We start from the raw sequence: 15,958 nt of genomic DNA on the forward strand, positions 1-15,958 counted from the left end.
TTTGCAGTATATAGTGGCTGTCTTTACATTTAATCTGTCTCCAGTTTTTTATTGTTCTGAAAAAATTATAAGTCAGATCAAAATTCAGAATACGACAACGCGGGCCGATTGTGGCACTCTTGTGAAAAATCACGGAGAACGTATGACAGAATTTGATCTACTGATAACCGGCCATCTGGTACTGGCGCATGGCGAGATTCCCAATGGGTATGTCGCGATCCAAAACGGAAAAGTGGCTCATGTGGGGGCGGTCGACAGCGGCCTTCCTGCAGCGCGCCAGACTGAACACTATTCTGATTGCTATGTCTTTCCTGCAGCGATAGACTCGCAGGTACATAGCCGCAGCCAGAAAGGGCAGGAAGATTTCATCTGGTCCACCCGGTCCGCGGCGGCAGGCGGTGTCGGCACGATTGTCGATATGCCTTATGATGCGGGCAGGCTCATTTGCGACGCTGAGCGCTTTGAACTGAAAAAAAAGGAAGCCCGGGAACAGGCCAGGGTGGATTTTGCTCTTTACGGCACGGTTCATCCGGACGACGGGGCCGCCAAAATCGATGAAATCGTGGCCGCCGGCGCAATCGGCTTTAAATTTTCCACATTTGGCACCGACCCCGAGCGTTTTCCCCGAATCCCGGCCTATACCATGCATGATTGCTTTGCTGCCATCAGCGGGTACGGCTTGATTGCCGGCGTGCATAATGAGGATGATGAAGTCGTCAAGCATTTGATCGAACGCGTCAAATCCCAGGGGCGGACAGATTATGCCGCCCATTCTGCCAGCCGGCCGGTCTACGCCGAGAACCTGGCCGTGCTCCAGGTATACGAATTGGGTGCTGACACGGGTTGCCGTGCGCATGTAGTGCATTGTTCCAATGGGCGTGGCTATGAAATTTGTGCCTCGTATCAACGGCAGGGCTACCCTGCGACGATGGAAGCCTGTCTGCATTATTTGGTGCTGTCTGAAGAAGACGATGTCAGCCGTCTGGTGGGACGCGGTAAAGTGAATCCGCCGATTCGAGGCAAACGCGAGCGCGAAGCGCTCTGGCAGCATCTGGCGGCAGGGACGCTGACGGTTGTGTCAACTGACCATGTCAGTTGGTCCCTGGATCGCAAGTCCAACGCGAATATGTTTGACAATGCGTCCGGCGCAACCGGCCTGGAAGTGCTGCTGCCCATGATGGTGTCCGAGGCGTCAAGGCGCAACGTGCCATTGAGCCGGGTGGTGCAGGTACTGACGTATAACGCGGCACGACTGTTCAGCATTCAGGATACCAAAGGCGCACTGGAAGTCGGGCGTGACGCTGATCTGGCGATTCTGAAAAAAGAACCGTATGTCTATGACGGCAAGGCCAGCGGACAGAACTTCTCTGACTGGAGCCCGTACGATGGCCGCACGATTGACTATAAAGTCAAGAAGACCATGCTGCGCGGCAACTGGGTATTCGATGGCAGTAACGTGACGGCCGAACCGGGCAGTGGCCAATTTATCCGCCCCTTATCAACTGCAGGACTTGCGTCATCATGATGAAAGCCAATCAACAACGCTACTGGGATGCCCTGATGGAACTGGGCACCATTACGGACGAGGCACTGCCCTATACCAGACGATCTTTTAGCGAGACATTTCTGAAAGGGCGCCAGTGGATCACTGCGCGCATGGAGCAACTGGGCATGGCGGTGCATGTGGATGCGGCCGGCAATCTGGTCGGGCGCCTGGAAGGGGCTGACAAAAACAGCGGTGTCATTGCTGTTGGTTCGCATAGCGATACGGTGCCGGGCGGTGGACGGTTTGACGGCGTCGCGGGCGTTGTAGCCGGGCTCGAATGCGTGGCCTCGCTGCAGGAACGTAATATCAAGCTGAAGCATACGCTTGAAGTCATCGATTTTCTGGCGGAAGAACCCAGTGAATGGGGCCAGTCTTGTATTGGCAGCCGGGGTATGAGCGGTTACTTGTCGGATGACATTCTGCGTAGTGCCCACCCGCAGACCGGAGAGCAGCTTGCCGATGCGATTGTGCGTATGGGCGGCAAGCCGGATAATTTGATCAAGCGTGACGATATCAAGGCTTTTTTTGAGATTCATATCGAGCAGGGTTGTGTGCTGGAGAACGAAGCCACGCCGATCGGCGTGGTCAGCGGCATTGTCGGTATCATCCGGGTGCGCCTGGCTTTTCGTGGACAGGCCGCGCATGCAGGCACCACGCCCATGAATATGCGCAGTGACGCACTGCTTGCAGCAGCACAAACCGCCTGTGATATTCGGCAGTGTGTCGCGCAAATGGCCAGTGAGACGCCGGAGCATTATGTTGTCGCTACTTGCGGTCAGTTCAATGTCAAACCCAATGCCAGCAATGTTGTACCCGGGTTTGCAGAAATTTCAGTTGAAATGCGTTCGGATCATCGTCCCAGCATGGAGGCCTTGCACAAACAATTGGAGCAGATTGCCGCCAGGGCAGCCGATACCTATCAGGTCACATTGCTGTCCTGCGATACCGTCACCGACACCCAGCCTGTTGTGTGCGCGCCGGCACTGATGACGCATATTCGCGATGCGAGTGACAGCCTTGGTTTGCCGTACAAAGTCATGCCCAGCGGGGCCGGGCACGATGCCGCATTTTTAAGCCATATCAGCCCCTCAGCCATGATTTTTGTGCCCAGCAAGGAGGGCAAGAGCCATTGCGCTCACGAGTGGACTTCGGCAGAAGAATTAGGGCAGGGAGTGAGCGTGCTGATTGATGCGATAGAGCGGTTCGACGCGACAGCAAAGAACTAGATCGATCCGAATGACAATTGTTGTTCGGGGTAAAAGGACAAAATATGGAAAAAATTCAACAGTACCCGGAGACAGGGGTGCCCGATAAAAGTGTGCCTGCCGGCGCAGCCGGCACAACTCAAAGCAATAGTAAAACAGGCAAGGCGGTCGCGGCAGCCTCCATCGGAAATGCGCTGGAGTGGTATGACTTCAGTGTGTTTGCGTTTTTTGCCAGCTATATCGGACACAGCTTCTTTGTCGCGGGTGATGAGGTATCGGCGCTCATCAGCACGTTCCTCGTCTTTGCCGTCGGTTTTATCGCCAGACCGATCGGGGCGTTGTATCTGGGGTCCTACGGCGATCGCGTCGGGCGCAAGGCAGCACTGACATTGACGATCGGCATCATGGCATTGGGCACACTGATCATTGCGATTGCACCACCGGTATGGATGATCGGGGTGGGTGCGCCTATTCTGCTGCTGGCCGGACGATTGTTGCAGGGCTTTTCGGCAGGCGGAGAAATCGGTGGCGCGACAGCTTTCCTGGTGGAAAGTGCACCCGTGGAAAAGCGCGCCAGTTACGCCGCCTGGTTGCAGGCCAGCATGGGAATTTCGAATATCCTGGCGGCATTCATGGGCATGATGATTACAAGCTTTTTCGACGATGCCACCATCTCGCAATGGGCCTGGCGCCTTCCTTTTGTGGTCGGATTGCTGATCGTACCGCTGGGATATTATATTCGTCGTACGCTGGATGAAACACCCGAGTTCGAAGCGCAACAAAAACAGACCCGGCCCGCAGATAAAAAGCCGTTGCTGGATATCGTTCGCCGCTATCCGCGTCATATGATCCTGGGTATTCTGTTTTCGATTCTCTGGACGGTGTGTGTCTACGTGCTGGTGATCTATATGCCGACCTACTATGCCTCACCGGTTATCGGTCTTGGGTTCACCCGGAATCAGGCTTTTACGGCGTCGCTTGTGGGCAATATTTTCATGGTCATCGGATGTGTCTTTGCCGGACGCATGGCAGATCGTATGGGTGCCTATAAAGTCTTACGTGCCGGGTGCGTGATACTGATGTTTATTTCCTGGCCATTGCTGACCTGGTTGCATCATTCGCCCACCGTGACCAATTTGATTATTGTCCAGATTTTAAATTGTTTTGCCGTGGCGCTGTTTGCCGGCGTTGCGCCTTCGGCCCTGGCGCAATTGTTTCCAATTCAGGTCCGCTCTACCGGTATGGCTGTCTCGTATAACGTGGCCGCCATTTTCTTTGCCGGTTTTACGCCTGCGCTCATGACCTGGGCGACCACGATTGATGTGATGGCGCCGAGCTATTATATGTTTATTGCATCTGTAATCGGTTTGCTGGCAACGGTTGGAATGTCCAGACTCAAAAGGTGAGTCATAATAGCGTCATGACGCTTAAACAAAGGCATATCCTGCAGCAGCTCGAATTCAGGAATCTCATCCGGTTTTGCCATCTGTGCCAGTCGCGAAGTCTGGCACAGACTGCCGCGCAATTGGGTATTGCAAGATCGGGCATCAGCGAGTCGATCAGCGAGCTGGAACAGCTTTGCGGGCTGCCTTTGTTTCAACGCGAATTCCGGCAATTCATTCCTGATGATTCGGCGCTTGTTTTAAGCCATCATTTTTTGCGGATGTGCCTGCTGGAAGACTTTGCCTGTCGATACACACAGGCGGCCTGTCATGAGTTGGGCTGGATCAGGGTTCGCTTTCCGTATGCGGCATATCGCGGACAAACCAGCGCCGTTTTCTTTGATGCGATCCTCAGGACCCAGCGTCAGTATCGCGATACCCTTTTCTGTATCGAGTTTTACGACGGCTACCTGCAGGACGCCGACAGTCAGGCCGGCTGGACGCCCCCATGGCCACGGCTGGCCCAATTTGATATTGTCATCAGCCCGATTCTGGAGAATCCGGGCGCCAATTCCTTTATTAAGGCAGGCGGCTGGCTTCTCTTGCATTCGCAATCAGTCGAGAACCAGCCCGCCAGGCAAGCTGTGGACGGCAGATACGAGGGAAGGGTATGCATACCACGCATGCCGTGGGCGTTGCTGCAGCAGGCCATGCAGTTGTGCGCACAACTGCAGCTGAATTATGAATATGATGATCGCGATTATCTGCAGATTATGATGCGCCCGCCCCAGGATGACCGCGTCTTCCTGGTCAATCAGCTTTGTCTGGATACAACATGCGATGCCAACTGGCAGCTGAGTCCGGTGGACAGTACACTGATGTCCGCCATCGAGTTGCGGGACTATGACAGCCATCCAGCCTCCAAACTCCTGTTGCACAATCTGCGCCGCGTTGTGGATCGGCCTGCGTCGGATCCGCCGCTCTTTTCGCCAGGCACAACGCTGAAGCAGTGGCGGTATTTCGGATTGGTCGCGGAACAAGGTTCGGTTCGCAAGGCTGCCACCCAGTTGTATATGGCCCAGCCGGCCATTACCACTCAGCTCAAACGTTTTGAATCCTCCCTTGATACGGTTCTGATCGATCGGCATCAGGGCGTACGACAGCTGTCTCTCACGCCTTCGGGCACGTTTGTTTTTCAGTTGCAACAAGGTTTGCGACACATGCTGGCCGATATACAGTCCTTTTTGCAGACACAGCGATTGCAGCAGAATCAACGGTTGTCGCTCGGCGTGGTGCCCAGTACCGACGTCAATAGCCGACTCAGTGAACTGATCGTCAACCAGGTCGCAAAATGGCAGGCGCGATACCCCGATGTTCGACTGGAAATTGTCGAAGACAAGCAGCAGGTGCTGGTGGGGTTGTTGCGCAGCCAGCATATTCATCTGGCTTTTGTGGAAGACAATGTCTCCTGGCTGATTCAGGAAGCGGTCTCTGCGCCGGAGCCGATTGGGCTGGTCGTTGCGCCCGCGCTGGCAAGCCGTTTAGGTATTGCGCAGGACCAGCCCCTATCGTGGTATTCGTTGCACGACTGCCCGCTGGTTTTGCCCAGACGCGAATCTGGTCTGCGCAAGCTGATTGATAATCACTGCGTTGCACAGGGTGTCACATTGGTCGCGGATGTCGAGTCCGACAGCCTGAACATCAATCAGCGCTGGATTGACGAGGCCAAGTATGGATCGCTATTGCCCCGGTCCGCAGTAGAAGGGTTGATTTCGGCGCAGAAGGCGTGGTTTATTCCGCTGGTCCCGCAGTTGCATAGGACGATCCGTTTGTCGTATCTTAAAAACCGGCAGCTTAATTCGGTAGAACGCAATCTGATTGATTATCTGCGGCTCAAACTGGATGACGGTGGAGACATCGCCGCCACCTGACATGCCTGAAAGCCGCTATTGCGCAAGGGTGTGACCTTCCTGGCCTTTCTTGCGCAAACGCGCAACCGTTCTAATCTTCCTTGCGCAAATGCGGGAACAGCAGCACATCCCGAATGGTCGGGCTGTCAGTCAGCAGCATAATATACCGGTCGATACCAATACCGCAACCACCGGCGGGCGGCATGCCGTATTCGAGTGCGCGAATATAATCGGCATCGTAATACATGGCTTCCTCGTCTCCGGCGTCCTTGGCAGCCACCTGAGCCTGGAAACGGGCGGCCTGGTCTTCGGGATCGTTTAACTCTGAAAAGCCGTTGGCAATTTCGCGGCCGGTAATGAACAGCTCGAAGCGTTCTGTGATTTCAGGATTGCTGTCCGAGGCGCGTGCCAGGGGAGAGACTTCTACCGGATAGTCGATGATGAATGTCGGGTTCCACAATTGTGATTCTGCTGTTTCTTCAAACAGGGCCAATTGCAGCGCACCCACACCCGCACGGGCCAGAACCGGACCATCCACATCGGCCCCCAGCCGGCGCAGCTCGGTGCGCAGAAACTCAACGTCCTGCAGTTGGGCTTCGGTATAGCCCGATGCGTATTTCATAATGGCTTGCGTGATGGTCAGGCGGTCAAACGGCTGGCTCAGATCCAGCGGCTTGCCCTGGTGCGTCAACACCGCGCTGCCAGTCGCTTCTACCGCGACGTCACGCAGCAATTGCTCGGTAAAGTCCATCAGCCACTGATAGTCGGTATAGGCCGCATAGAACTCCATCATTGTAAATTCAGGATTGTGCCGCGGACTGACGCCTTCGTTCCTGAAATTGCGGTTGATCTCGAAAACACGTTCAAAGCCACCGACGACCAGGCGCTTCAAATACAGTTCGGGTGCGATCCGCAGGAACATTTGCATGTCCAGCGCGTTGTGATGTGTCACAAACGGCTTGGCCGCTGCGCCACCAGGAATCGGGTGCAGCATGGGGGTTTCCACTTCCAGGAAACCGGAGTCGTTCATGGCCGAGCGCATGGCGGCAATGGCCTTGCTGCGGACTTTGAAAGTGTTGCGTGATTCCTCGGTCATGATCAGATCAACATACCGTTGCCGGTAACGCAGTTCCTGATCGGCAATGCCGTGGAATTTGTCCGGCAGGGGACGCAGGGATTTGGAAATCAGGTTGATCGATTCGGCGTGAATGGACAGCTCGCCTTTGTTCGTCTTGAAAACCCGCCCGCTGACGCCGATGATGTCGCCGATATCCCAGGTTTTGAACTGTTCATACACTTCATCGCCCACGCCTTTTTTATCCAGATAGACCTGAATGCGGCCACTGACATCCTGAATGGTGGCGAAACTGGCCTTGCCCATGACGCGCTTGAGCATCATGCGACCGGCCACCCGTGCCGGGTTGGCCTGGGGGTCGAGCGTTTCCTTGTCCAGGGCGCCGAACTGTTCATGCAGGGCCTGCGCCTTGTGTTCGGGCTTGAAGCTGTTGGGATAGGCCACGCCGGCTGAACGCAGGCGGGACAGTTTGCCGCGTCGCTCTGCGATGAGTTTATTTTCGTCCACGTCGGTGGCGGCGTCTTTCTGGGTGTCGTTCATAAGGTTGCTGATCTTTTGCGTTGCCGGTCAGGGATGGCTATTCCAACCCGGCAAATGGGTTGCGACATGTCGGGGCACGGGCGAAACAATCGTCCGCCGTGGCGACATATCATGAATGTTAATTGTGTTGACGAATATCGTCGAGTTCCTTGCTGGCAAACTCCGCGCTGTTCAGGTAACGGATGATTTTCTCTGCGACAGATTGGGGGCTGGCCAGCGCTCCTGTTTCGTTCAGCGTGGTGAATCGGGCCAGATCGGGAAAGTCGTCGGGTTTGCTGGCACGAATATCGGCCTGCATGTTCGTGTCGATGACGCCCGGGGCCAGCGATACCAGTCGTGCATGCGGCGCCTCGAGTCGGGCGACGCGCGTGTACATGTCAAGCGCAGCCTTGGTCGCACAGTATACGCCCCAGCCTGCGGTCGGAGAACGGCCGGCTCCGGACGAGATGTTGATGACGCGTACATCGGCACCCAGGCCCTCGGTGGCGCGCAGCAGCGCAGTGGTCAGCAGCATGGCGCTGGTCACATTCAGATTGAAGGTGGCCGAGACGGCGTGCGCATCGCTGAGTGTGTCGTACTGGCCGACAGGGCCCAGAGAACCGGCATTATTGATGAGCACGTAGCGGTCGGCGGTTTTGTTCAGCACGGCAAAGATGCCCAGCGCTGCAGCTTCGATATGCTGCACGTCGGACAGGTCGTGCGCGTAGTGGTCGTGCTGACAGCCGCTGGCCTGGGCCCGTTGCGCGGTCTGTTCGTCCTGATTGCGCGACACGGTAATCAGTTGCTGCACGTTGCCGGCAAGCTGGCGCGCCAGTTGCGCTCCCAGGCCGCGCGAGGCGCCCGTCACAATGGCGATGGTTCCACTCATATCAGACTCCCTGTTTCAGGCTGGCTTCGATGAACGGGTCGAGGTCGCCGTCCAGCACCTTCTGGGTGTTGGAGATTTCCACGTTGGTACGCAGATCCTTGATGCGGCTGTTGTCCAGCACGTAGGAGCGGATCTGATGGCCCCAGCCCACCTCTGTTTTGGCGTCTTCCAGCTTTTGCTGTTCGGCCAGCCGGTTGCGCATTTCCAGCTCATACAGTTTGGAGCGCAGCATGGACATGGCTTCGGCACGGTTGCGGTGTTGCGAGCGGTCATTCTGGCATTGCACGACAATCCCGGTTGGTACGTGCGTAATACGAACGGCCGAATCTGTTTTGTTGATGTGCTGGCCGCCGGCGCCGCTGGCGCGATAGGTATCCACACGCAAGTCGGCCGGATTCACGTCAATCTCGATGGAATCGTCGATTTCGGGATAAACGTAGATGCTGGCAAATGAAGTATGACGGCCATTGGACGAGTCGAACGGGCTTTTGCGCACCAGCCGGTGCACGCCGCTTTCCGTGCGCAAATAGCCAAAGGCGTACTCGCCTTCGACCTTGATGGTGGCCGACTTGATACCGGCGACGTCGCCGTCGGACTCTTCCAGTACTTCAGTTTTGAAATCCTTGCGTTCGCAATACTTCAGGTACTGGCGCAAGAGCATGGAGGCCCAGTCCTGGGCCTCAGTACCGCCGGCGCCGGCCTGAATGTCCACAAAGCAGTTAAGCGGGTCAGCGGGATTGGAAAACATGCGGCGAAATTCAAAGCCGTCGATGATTTTGCCATAGCTGTCGGCGTCCTCTTCGATAGCAAGCAGGGTTGCGTCGTCATCGTCGGCGCTGGCCAGTTCGAAGAGTTCCTGGGTGTCCTGGATATTCTGGCGCAGCTCGTCCAAAACAAGGACGACGTTTTCCAGCGTCTTTTTTTCACGGCCCAGTTCCTGGGCTTTTTCGGGATCGTTCCAGACGTCGGGATTTTCCAGTTCCAGATTGACTACCTGCAGTCGTTCCGATTTGGATTCGACGTCAAAGATACCTCCGAAGTGCATCCTCGCGTTCTGCGTAGTCGGCAAGACGGGCAACGAGTTGGTTCTGACGTTCTGCTTCCATGCGAATATTTTCCTTGCTGATTGATTTTTTAACCCTTTATTTTAACGCACGCGGCGCATTCGCTGGCGCTTGAGCGGAGTTGACCGGCAAAACCTTCGCTTGGTCTGGCCAGTGAAGCAGAGCAGGCGATGGCCGCACGAACGTCTTTGTTGCGATCAGGGGGCTGGGCGCTGACCCGAAACATTGCCAAAGGCGCCACCGACCGTGCCGACGACGCCATCGATGTGCTGTCCCGGTGTGCCGGTCGTGGTGCAGGCGGACAGTGCCATAAGCGCAAACAACAGAAGGGCGGTAAGGTATTTCATGTTGACATTGGAAGAAGACAAAAAGGCAGCGTAACAAATTGCGCCGTCTTTGCCTTTAGTGTGACGGTAACCGTTGTAACAAGAATACCGGAAAACGGCAGGTTTGATAGCAATCGTAATAGATCGCGCGTCTGAATCGTCTGCTAGAACGCGACAGGCTCGGCGTGGCGTACCATCAGTTGCACATTTACAACGCCATTCCAGGCATTGGGCGCAATCTCATAGATCAGGTCGATATATTCCGGCAGCGCCTCGGCGTGGTTGAACCAGATTGCATCATAGTGCTGGTTCATGCGCTCGACGCGTAATTTCAGATGTTTTTCCTTCAACAGGCGCTGGTTGACGATCCTGAACGTATCCCGAAAGAGCGGCGGCGGAAAGCCGGCGCCCCAAACATGTTCCTGCAGCATTCCGGCTATTTCTGCAGTCGTATAGAGGGGATCGAGCGAGCCATCGGTTTCGATAAGTGGTTCGAAACTGTCCTTGCCGCTGATGCGCCGAACCGCCAGATCGAAGGCCTCTTCAAACTGCTCGAAGGCATCTTCGCGCAGCGTCAAGCCCGCCGCCATGGCATGGCCGCCGAATTTGAGGATCATGCCCGCATGGGTTTTGGACACCAGATCCAGCACGTCGCGCAGATGCACATCAGGTACCGAGCGGCCCGATCCGCGCAGCTCGCCGGGGTCTCCCGGGGCAAAAGCCAGCGTAGGCTTCCAGAACTTTTCTTTGAGCCGTGAGGCAACGATGCCGACGACCCCCTGATGCCAGTCCGGATGATAAACGCAGACGGTGGCATGGCGGGCTTTGCCAGGTGCATCCAGACTGGCCTGGGCCTGTTCGCTCATATCGTGTTCGATGGAACGGCGTTGATGGTTGATAGCGTCCAGCTCCCGGGCCAGGGACAGCGCCTCGGCTTCGTCATCGGTGGTCAGGCAGCGTATGCCGATACTCATGTCGGCCAGGCGGCCGGCGGCATTGATGCGCGGGCCGATACGAAAGCCCAGGTCCAGTGCCGTGGCCTGCCGGTGGTCGCAACTGGCGACCAGGAACAGGGCCTTGAGGCCGACCTGTAATTTGCTGCCACGGATTTTTTTCAGGCCCTGCGCAACCAGCAGGCGATTGTTGGCGTCCAGTCTGACGACATCGGCCACAGTGCCAAGCGCGACCAGATCGGCCAGCGTGTCCAGACGCGGACCGCCGTTTGTTTCGACCAGGCCGCGGCGACGCCATTCGGCGCGCAAGGCCAAAAGGACATAAAAAATAACGCCGACACCAGCCAGGTTCTTGGAAGGGAACGGGCAGCCCGGATGATTGGGATTCACAATGGCAAGCGCATCAGGCAGGGTATCGCCCGGCAAGTGGTGGTCTGTCACCAGCACCTGCATGCCGAGCGCGTTGGCGGCGGCCACGCCCTCAATACTGGCAATACCATTATCTACGGTGATTAGCAGATCCGGCTTGCCAGCGTGATGGCGGCTGGCCAGTTCGACCACGGCGGGAGACAGCCCGTAGCCGGTCTCAAACCGGTTGGGAACAAGAAAATCGACATCGGCGCCAAAGGCGCGCAGACCACGCAGGCCAACGGCGCAAGCCGTGGCGCCATCACAGTCGTAATCGGCAATAATCAAAAGTTTCTGCCCGGCGACGATGGCATCGGCCAGAATCACCGCAGCACGGTCTGCCTGGCTCAGTTGCGAAGGATTGAGCAGGTCAGCCCAGGATTGCCTGGTCTGTTCCGGGCAGGTGACCCCGCGCGCAGCCCATAAGCGGGCCAGCAGCGCGTGTGCACCGCCAGCCAGCAATTGCGATTCATAGTCCGGGTTCAGCGGACGGCTTGTAATTTTTACTGAGACCACCATTGCTTCCATTGCTTGCGTTTGCCCGGCAGCCATTTCAAGAGTGCCGGCGTGGGTTCCAGGGTCAGGGTGACCCAGCGGTCGGTGCCGGTCAGGATCAGTTTGACGGGCCTGGTAACAGGATTGCCCGATAATTCGGGTCTGAGTGCGGCATCCAGCTGTTGCGTCAATTCCTGTTCAACGCCCGGCAACTGAGCCAGCCAGTGTCCCCACTGGTGCTGTCGGTGGGCAGCCTCCAGTGCGCGCAGGACGAATGGCAGGGCGCGCTCCGGCGCTGACAACTGCTCGGGACGCGCCCCGCCAAACAGCCAGCCGCCATTGATTACAGGCATCCGGGACTGACGTCGAATTTCGTTGACAGGATGGTGATGCCAGGCAATCTGCAATTCGCTCAGCAGGCGACGCAGCGGTTTGACGGCATCGTCCTGGGGCCAGACATGCGACAGATCGGCGCCGGCGATCAGGGACGGGCTGCGTGAGGGCAGGGTGAAACCATCCGGTACGCCGACGGTCCATCCTTGTGGCGTATGTACTTTTAATACGAAGGGTGTATCGGTAAAGATGTCAGCCGCGCTTTCATATAACGCGAGGCTTTCCTGTTCGGTCACGACAATATCATCCGCCGTCAGCATATGCGCGCCGCTCTGGCTCAGGCCGAAGTGAGCCAGCTGGAACAGCCATACCGGTTCGTCGGCCGGACCACCGGGGGCCAGGATGGGCGCCAGTCCTGCACATAATGTTTGCGCTGGGTCAGGGACAAAGCGGTGTTGTCCGAGCAGCCAGGCCTCATAAGCCGTACAGCCTGTCTGGTCAGGATCGGCCAGATGAACCTGTGCGACGGCGTGCTCAAAAAGGCGTTGCAGCAGGGGGGCCGCATTGGCCAGGTGACGGGCAGTTTCGTCAGCGACTGAAGCGGGGGGCAGCGCCCCCGTAATGATCAATTCCATTCGGGGATTATACGCGTAATCCGATGCCTTTTCCGGTGCGCCGTTGCAATCCGGCTGTGGCGTCGACTTGCGTCGCGCCCCCGATCATTTACAGCATGGCACGTACCTGCTCGACGATGGAAGGCGGCAATGGTACATAACCCATATCGAAGGCACTTTGCTGGCCATGACTGAGCGCCCATTTCAGAAAGGTGCGGGCGCGGCGGTCGCCGCGTTTTTTATTCGCCGCATTCAGAATGGCCAGTACGGTGGCCGTGATCGGGTAACTGTGTTCGCCAGGCGCGTTGACCAATTGGGGCGGTTCGTTTTTCAGCGCGATCTGCCGGGCAGCGCCCTGTGCTGCCGCTTCAATGGCCGCTCTGCCGGGCGTGACAAATTGACCGGCTGAGTTGGCCAGTGCGGCGATATTGAGTCCTGTGCTGGCCGCCTGAACCGCATCCAGGTAGCCGATACCGCCCGTTCGGGCCAGCAGCGCCTGCGCCATTCCGGAACTGCCACGCGCCGGCAACCCGACCGGCCAGCGCACGAGGGCGTCGACACCCACATCCCCTGGCCATGCGCTGTCCTGGGTTTCCAGGGAGCGCGTCAGGGTGTAGGTTGTACCTGAGCCTTCGGTACGATAGATGGGCTTAATCGTCAGGTCGGGTAAATTCACGTCCGGATTAAGCGCTACAATCGCCGGGTCGTTCCAGCGCGAGATGCGACCGCGGAAAATAGAAACCAGCGTGGCGCCGTCCAGGCGCAAGGGGCGGGTCAATTCCTGCAAATGGGTCACAATGGCGACGCCGCCCAGCACGATGGGAATCTGGATCAGGCCGAGCCTGGTCAGCGTTTTCTGCGACATGGGCAACTCGCTCAGGGCAAAGTCCACCGCCCGGGCCTGCAGCCGCTGCAGGCCCGCCAGTGAACCTGCCGCTTCATAGTCCAGTGCGGCCCTTCCCCACAGGTCGGTATCGAGCCCCGAATTGTGCGCGGCAAACTCTGTTCCGACGCCGTCCTCGCGGTACTCTTTTGTCCAGCGCTGAACCAGCGGCATGACGAAGGTTGAGCCGGCTCCTTTTAACAGGCTGTCTCCAAAGGTATTGGCCCGGCACAGGGGTGTCATGATACCGACAGCCACGCCTGCGGCAGCCGATTGCACCAGGCGGCGTCGCATTCTATTCTGATTGTTGAAAGACGTATCCATACGCGACCTCACAGCGGGTTGGCCAGCATGCCTGAGGCGGGCTGGCTAGTTGCCGGCTTGTTCGTGTCAGACCCCAGTTCGCGTGACACTGACTGCCGTTCTTCGGAGATGCGTTGCACCAGATTGAAAGCACGCTCGGCACTGCCAAGCAGGGTCAGGATTGCGCCGCGTTCGTCCCAGCTCAGCTTTTGTTCGGGCTGCAGTGCACGTTCACGCAGCGCCAAAATCTGGCTGGCATGGGCCTGTGGCAGATAGACGCCTTGCGGGCCTTTTTTGACGGCATCTTCAACCATGTCCAGGATGGCCGACACAATGATTTTGCCGTTGTCCGAGAATAATTGCCGTTCAACCCGGCGCGAAATCTGTGACAGATTCTGCGTGAGACTGGCGCAGAAATCTTCCTCTTCGATCAGACTCGCAGCCAAATTGGCCTGCTGCATCGTCAGATTGTTGTTGAACAGGCCTGCCGTATACGCGCGGATTTCCTGATTCAAAGTGTTCAATGCCAGTTCGTGTTCGGCAGAATTTTTCAATACCTTTTCGTTGCCGCGTGCGCTGGCCAGCAACAAGCCGGCGCCCTCAGTGTAACGGGCGAGTTCCTTACTGACCGCGGCCACACCGGTGTCGAACCGGCTTTGTGCTTCTTTTGCAAGATAACGGGGAACCGCATAATCTTCTTCGTCCTCCCGGCTGGCGCCGATGCGGGAAAGGACACGATCAAAGACTCCGATGAACGGGAACAGCACCGCGGTATTGAATATATTGAAACCTATCGAGTACAGGCCCACGGCGACCGGCACAAGAGGGAATGTTTCCTTGCCATCCACGATGATGGCTTTGCCGACTTCCATGCCGAACAGACCCATCGCCCATTGCAGAATGTCCATAGACAGAAAAAACAGGGGAAACATGATGGCCACGCCGATAAAATTGAACGAGATATGCGCGTAGGCGGCGCGCTTGGCGTTCTTTGACAGGTTGAGCGAAGCCATCCAGGAGGTGATGGTGGTGCCCAGGTCTGCGCCTAGCGAGAAGGCCACTGCGGTCTGCCAGTCCAGTATGCCCGCGGCGCCCAGGCCCATGACGATGCCGATGGTCGCCGAAGAGGAATGGATCATGGCGGTGATGCCAGCTGCGGTCAGCACACAGACCGCCAGACCGCTATAGGTTGCGGCAGACAGCGAAGAAATGGTTTCCATTACTTCAGGCATGTTGCGCAATGGCTTGAGCCCGCCGGTCAGCAGATTCAGCCCATAGAAAATCAGCGAGAAACCAATGATGGCCAGCGCAATATTGCGAGTCCGGTCAGAACGGCTGAACACGTAGAGCAGGGCGAAGATGCCTGCGCTGATCAGGCCCAGCGGTCCAAGTGGCAGCGCAATCAGGCCGTTGCCCAGTGTAGTGCCGATGTTGGCGCCCATGATGACACTGATCGCCGGGCGCAATCCGACTACGCCAGCGTTGACCAGACCCACCACCATCACGGTCATTGCCGTGCTCGATTGCAGTACGCCGGTGATCACTGTACCGGCCGCCAGGCCTTTGATCGGGGTGCCGGCCAGCTTTGCCAGCCAGGCACGCATTTTGTTTGCGGCCAGATTATTGATGCCGTCGGACATGAATTCCAGCCCGAGCATAAAGACGCCGAGTCCGCCAATGACGGGCACGAGTAGTTCACTAAAAATGTCGATGTCCATAATTTTCGAAATGGTTAGTTAATTACGTAGCGGGTATTGAATTACGGGGGTTACTTGAGGTTGTCTATATCGCGGTGTCGTGTTCTTTGGGACCGGCAACGTCGTTGTCTGCCGGGATGAGCCGGATGGGTGGGCATCCATCCGACCGCGATAAAGTGTAAAAGCGTGCGGTTACAATATTGTTACAATTGGGCGGACGGCGATTTGGCAGATCGCGCGAGCAGATGTTTGCGCAGTCGGGAACAAATACACTGAAATACAATCTTATTTCTGTACCCGGGCCTGCCTTTGAGCCATAACGGTTTTCAGCTATCATCAGGGGCTCGACTGTTTTG

Annotated in this window: 12 protein-coding genes; 4 read left to right on the top strand and 8 right to left on the bottom strand. The window is 57.0% G+C overall.

The window, feature by feature from the left end; genetic code table 11:
• Positions 1-142 precede the first annotated feature (142 nt).
• The 4 genes from W822_RS37005 (at position 143) to W822_RS37020 (ending at position 6,064) form a co-directional block, all read left to right on the top strand.
• The gene (locus tag W822_RS37005) at positions 143-1,525 is read left to right on the top strand and encodes a dihydroorotase (RefSeq protein ID WP_024005730.1); all 1,383 of its coding nucleotides are present in this window, start codon (positions 143-145) and stop codon (positions 1,523-1,525) included.
• Complete coding sequence (locus tag W822_RS37010; RefSeq protein ID WP_024005731.1) at positions 1,522-2,772, top strand: Zn-dependent hydrolase; 1,251 nt, start codon at positions 1,522-1,524, stop codon at positions 2,770-2,772. The genes W822_RS37005 and W822_RS37010 overlap by 4 nt, the downstream gene beginning before the upstream one ends.
• A 77-nt stretch (positions 2,773-2,849) precedes the next feature.
• Positions 2,850-4,157, top strand: a complete 1,308-nt coding sequence (locus tag W822_RS37015; protein ID WP_024005732.1) for an MFS transporter — start codon at positions 2,850-2,852, stop codon at positions 4,155-4,157.
• A 14-nt stretch (positions 4,158-4,171) separates the two neighbouring features.
• Entirely contained in the window at positions 4,172-6,064 is a 1,893-nt protein-coding gene (locus tag W822_RS37020) for a LysR family transcriptional regulator (protein ID WP_024005733.1), read from the top strand.
• Between the two features lie 70 nt (positions 6,065-6,134).
• On the opposite strand, the gene lysS is transcribed toward W822_RS37020, so the two are convergent.
• The 8 genes from lysS to W822_RS37055 all read right to left on the bottom strand — a co-directional run bounded on the left by lysS (position 6,135) and on the right by W822_RS37055 (position 15,623).
• Positions 6,135-7,658 (bottom strand): lysine--tRNA ligase, encoded by a 1,524-nt coding sequence (gene lysS, locus W822_RS37025; RefSeq protein ID WP_024005734.1) that lies wholly within the window; start codon positions 7,656-7,658, stop codon positions 6,135-6,137.
• A gap of 118 nt (positions 7,659-7,776) precedes the next feature.
• Positions 7,777-8,526 (bottom strand): SDR family NAD(P)-dependent oxidoreductase, encoded by a 750-nt coding sequence (locus W822_RS37030; protein WP_024005735.1) that lies wholly within the window; start codon positions 8,524-8,526, stop codon positions 7,777-7,779.
• 1 nt (position 8,527) lies between these two features.
• Positions 8,528-9,632 (bottom strand): peptide chain release factor 2 gene (gene prfB, locus W822_RS37035; RefSeq protein ID WP_155848152.1). Its coding sequence is split into 2 segments (ribosomal slippage): positions 8,528-9,550 and positions 9,552-9,632, totalling 1,104 coding nucleotides; the frame shifts between segments, so codons are not numbered across the junction.
• A gap of 155 nt (positions 9,633-9,787) precedes the next feature.
• Positions 9,788-9,937, bottom strand: a complete 150-nt coding sequence (locus W822_RS46340) for a hypothetical protein (protein ID WP_155848153.1) — start codon at positions 9,935-9,937, stop codon at positions 9,788-9,790.
• Positions 9,938-10,080: 143 nt separating this feature from the next.
• Positions 10,081-11,793 (bottom strand): single-stranded-DNA-specific exonuclease RecJ, encoded by a 1,713-nt coding sequence (gene recJ, locus W822_RS37040; protein WP_024005738.1) that lies wholly within the window; start codon positions 11,791-11,793, stop codon positions 10,081-10,083.
• Complete coding sequence (locus W822_RS37045; RefSeq protein ID WP_024005739.1) at positions 11,781-12,740, bottom strand: hypothetical protein; 960 nt, start codon at positions 12,738-12,740, stop codon at positions 11,781-11,783. The genes recJ and W822_RS37045 overlap by 13 nt, the downstream gene beginning before the upstream one ends.
• An 88-nt stretch (positions 12,741-12,828) precedes the next feature.
• Positions 12,829-13,926 carry a phosphate ABC transporter substrate-binding protein PstS gene (pstS, locus tag W822_RS37050; RefSeq protein WP_024005740.1) on the bottom strand — a complete coding sequence of 366 codons (1,098 nt, stop codon included), beginning with the start codon at positions 13,924-13,926 and terminating at the stop codon, positions 12,829-12,831.
• A gap of 8 nt (positions 13,927-13,934) precedes the next feature.
• Positions 13,935-15,623, bottom strand: a complete 1,689-nt coding sequence (locus W822_RS37055; protein ID WP_024005741.1) for a Na/Pi cotransporter family protein — start codon at positions 15,621-15,623, stop codon at positions 13,935-13,937.
• Positions 15,624-15,958: the final 335 nt, after the last annotated feature.

Origin of the sequence: Advenella kashmirensis W13003, assembly GCF_000506985.1 — a bacterium.
GTDB classification, from domain to species: Bacteria; Pseudomonadota; Gammaproteobacteria; order Burkholderiales; family Burkholderiaceae_B; genus Advenella; species Advenella kashmirensis_A.

Bases quoted from the DNA above. Each gene is read 5' to 3' on its own strand.
- W822_RS37005 (WP_024005730.1), top strand. From the start codon at position 143: ATGACAGAATTTGATCTACTGATAACCGGCCATCTGGTACTGGCGCAT.
- W822_RS37010 (WP_024005731.1), top strand. From the start codon at position 1,522: ATGATGAAAGCCAATCAACAACGCTACTGGGATGCCCTGATGGAACTG.
- W822_RS37020 (WP_024005733.1), top strand. From the start codon at position 4,172: ATGACGCTTAAACAAAGGCATATCCTGCAGCAGCTCGAATTCAGGAAT.
- lysS (WP_024005734.1), bottom strand. From the start codon at position 7,658: ATGAACGACACCCAGAAAGACGCCGCCACCGACGTGGACGAAAATAAA.
- W822_RS37030 (WP_024005735.1), bottom strand. From the start codon at position 8,526: ATGAGTGGAACCATCGCCATTGTGACGGGCGCCTCGCGCGGCCTGGGA.
- W822_RS46340 (WP_155848153.1), bottom strand. From the start codon at position 9,937: ATGAAATACCTTACCGCCCTTCTGTTGTTTGCGCTTATGGCACTGTCC.
- W822_RS37045 (WP_024005739.1), bottom strand. From the start codon at position 12,740: ATGGAATTGATCATTACGGGGGCGCTGCCCCCCGCTTCAGTCGCTGAC.
- pstS (WP_024005740.1), bottom strand. From the start codon at position 13,926: ATGGATACGTCTTTCAACAATCAGAATAGAATGCGACGCCGCCTGGTG.
- W822_RS37055 (WP_024005741.1), bottom strand. From the start codon at position 15,623: ATGGACATCGACATTTTTAGTGAACTACTCGTGCCCGTCATTGGCGGA.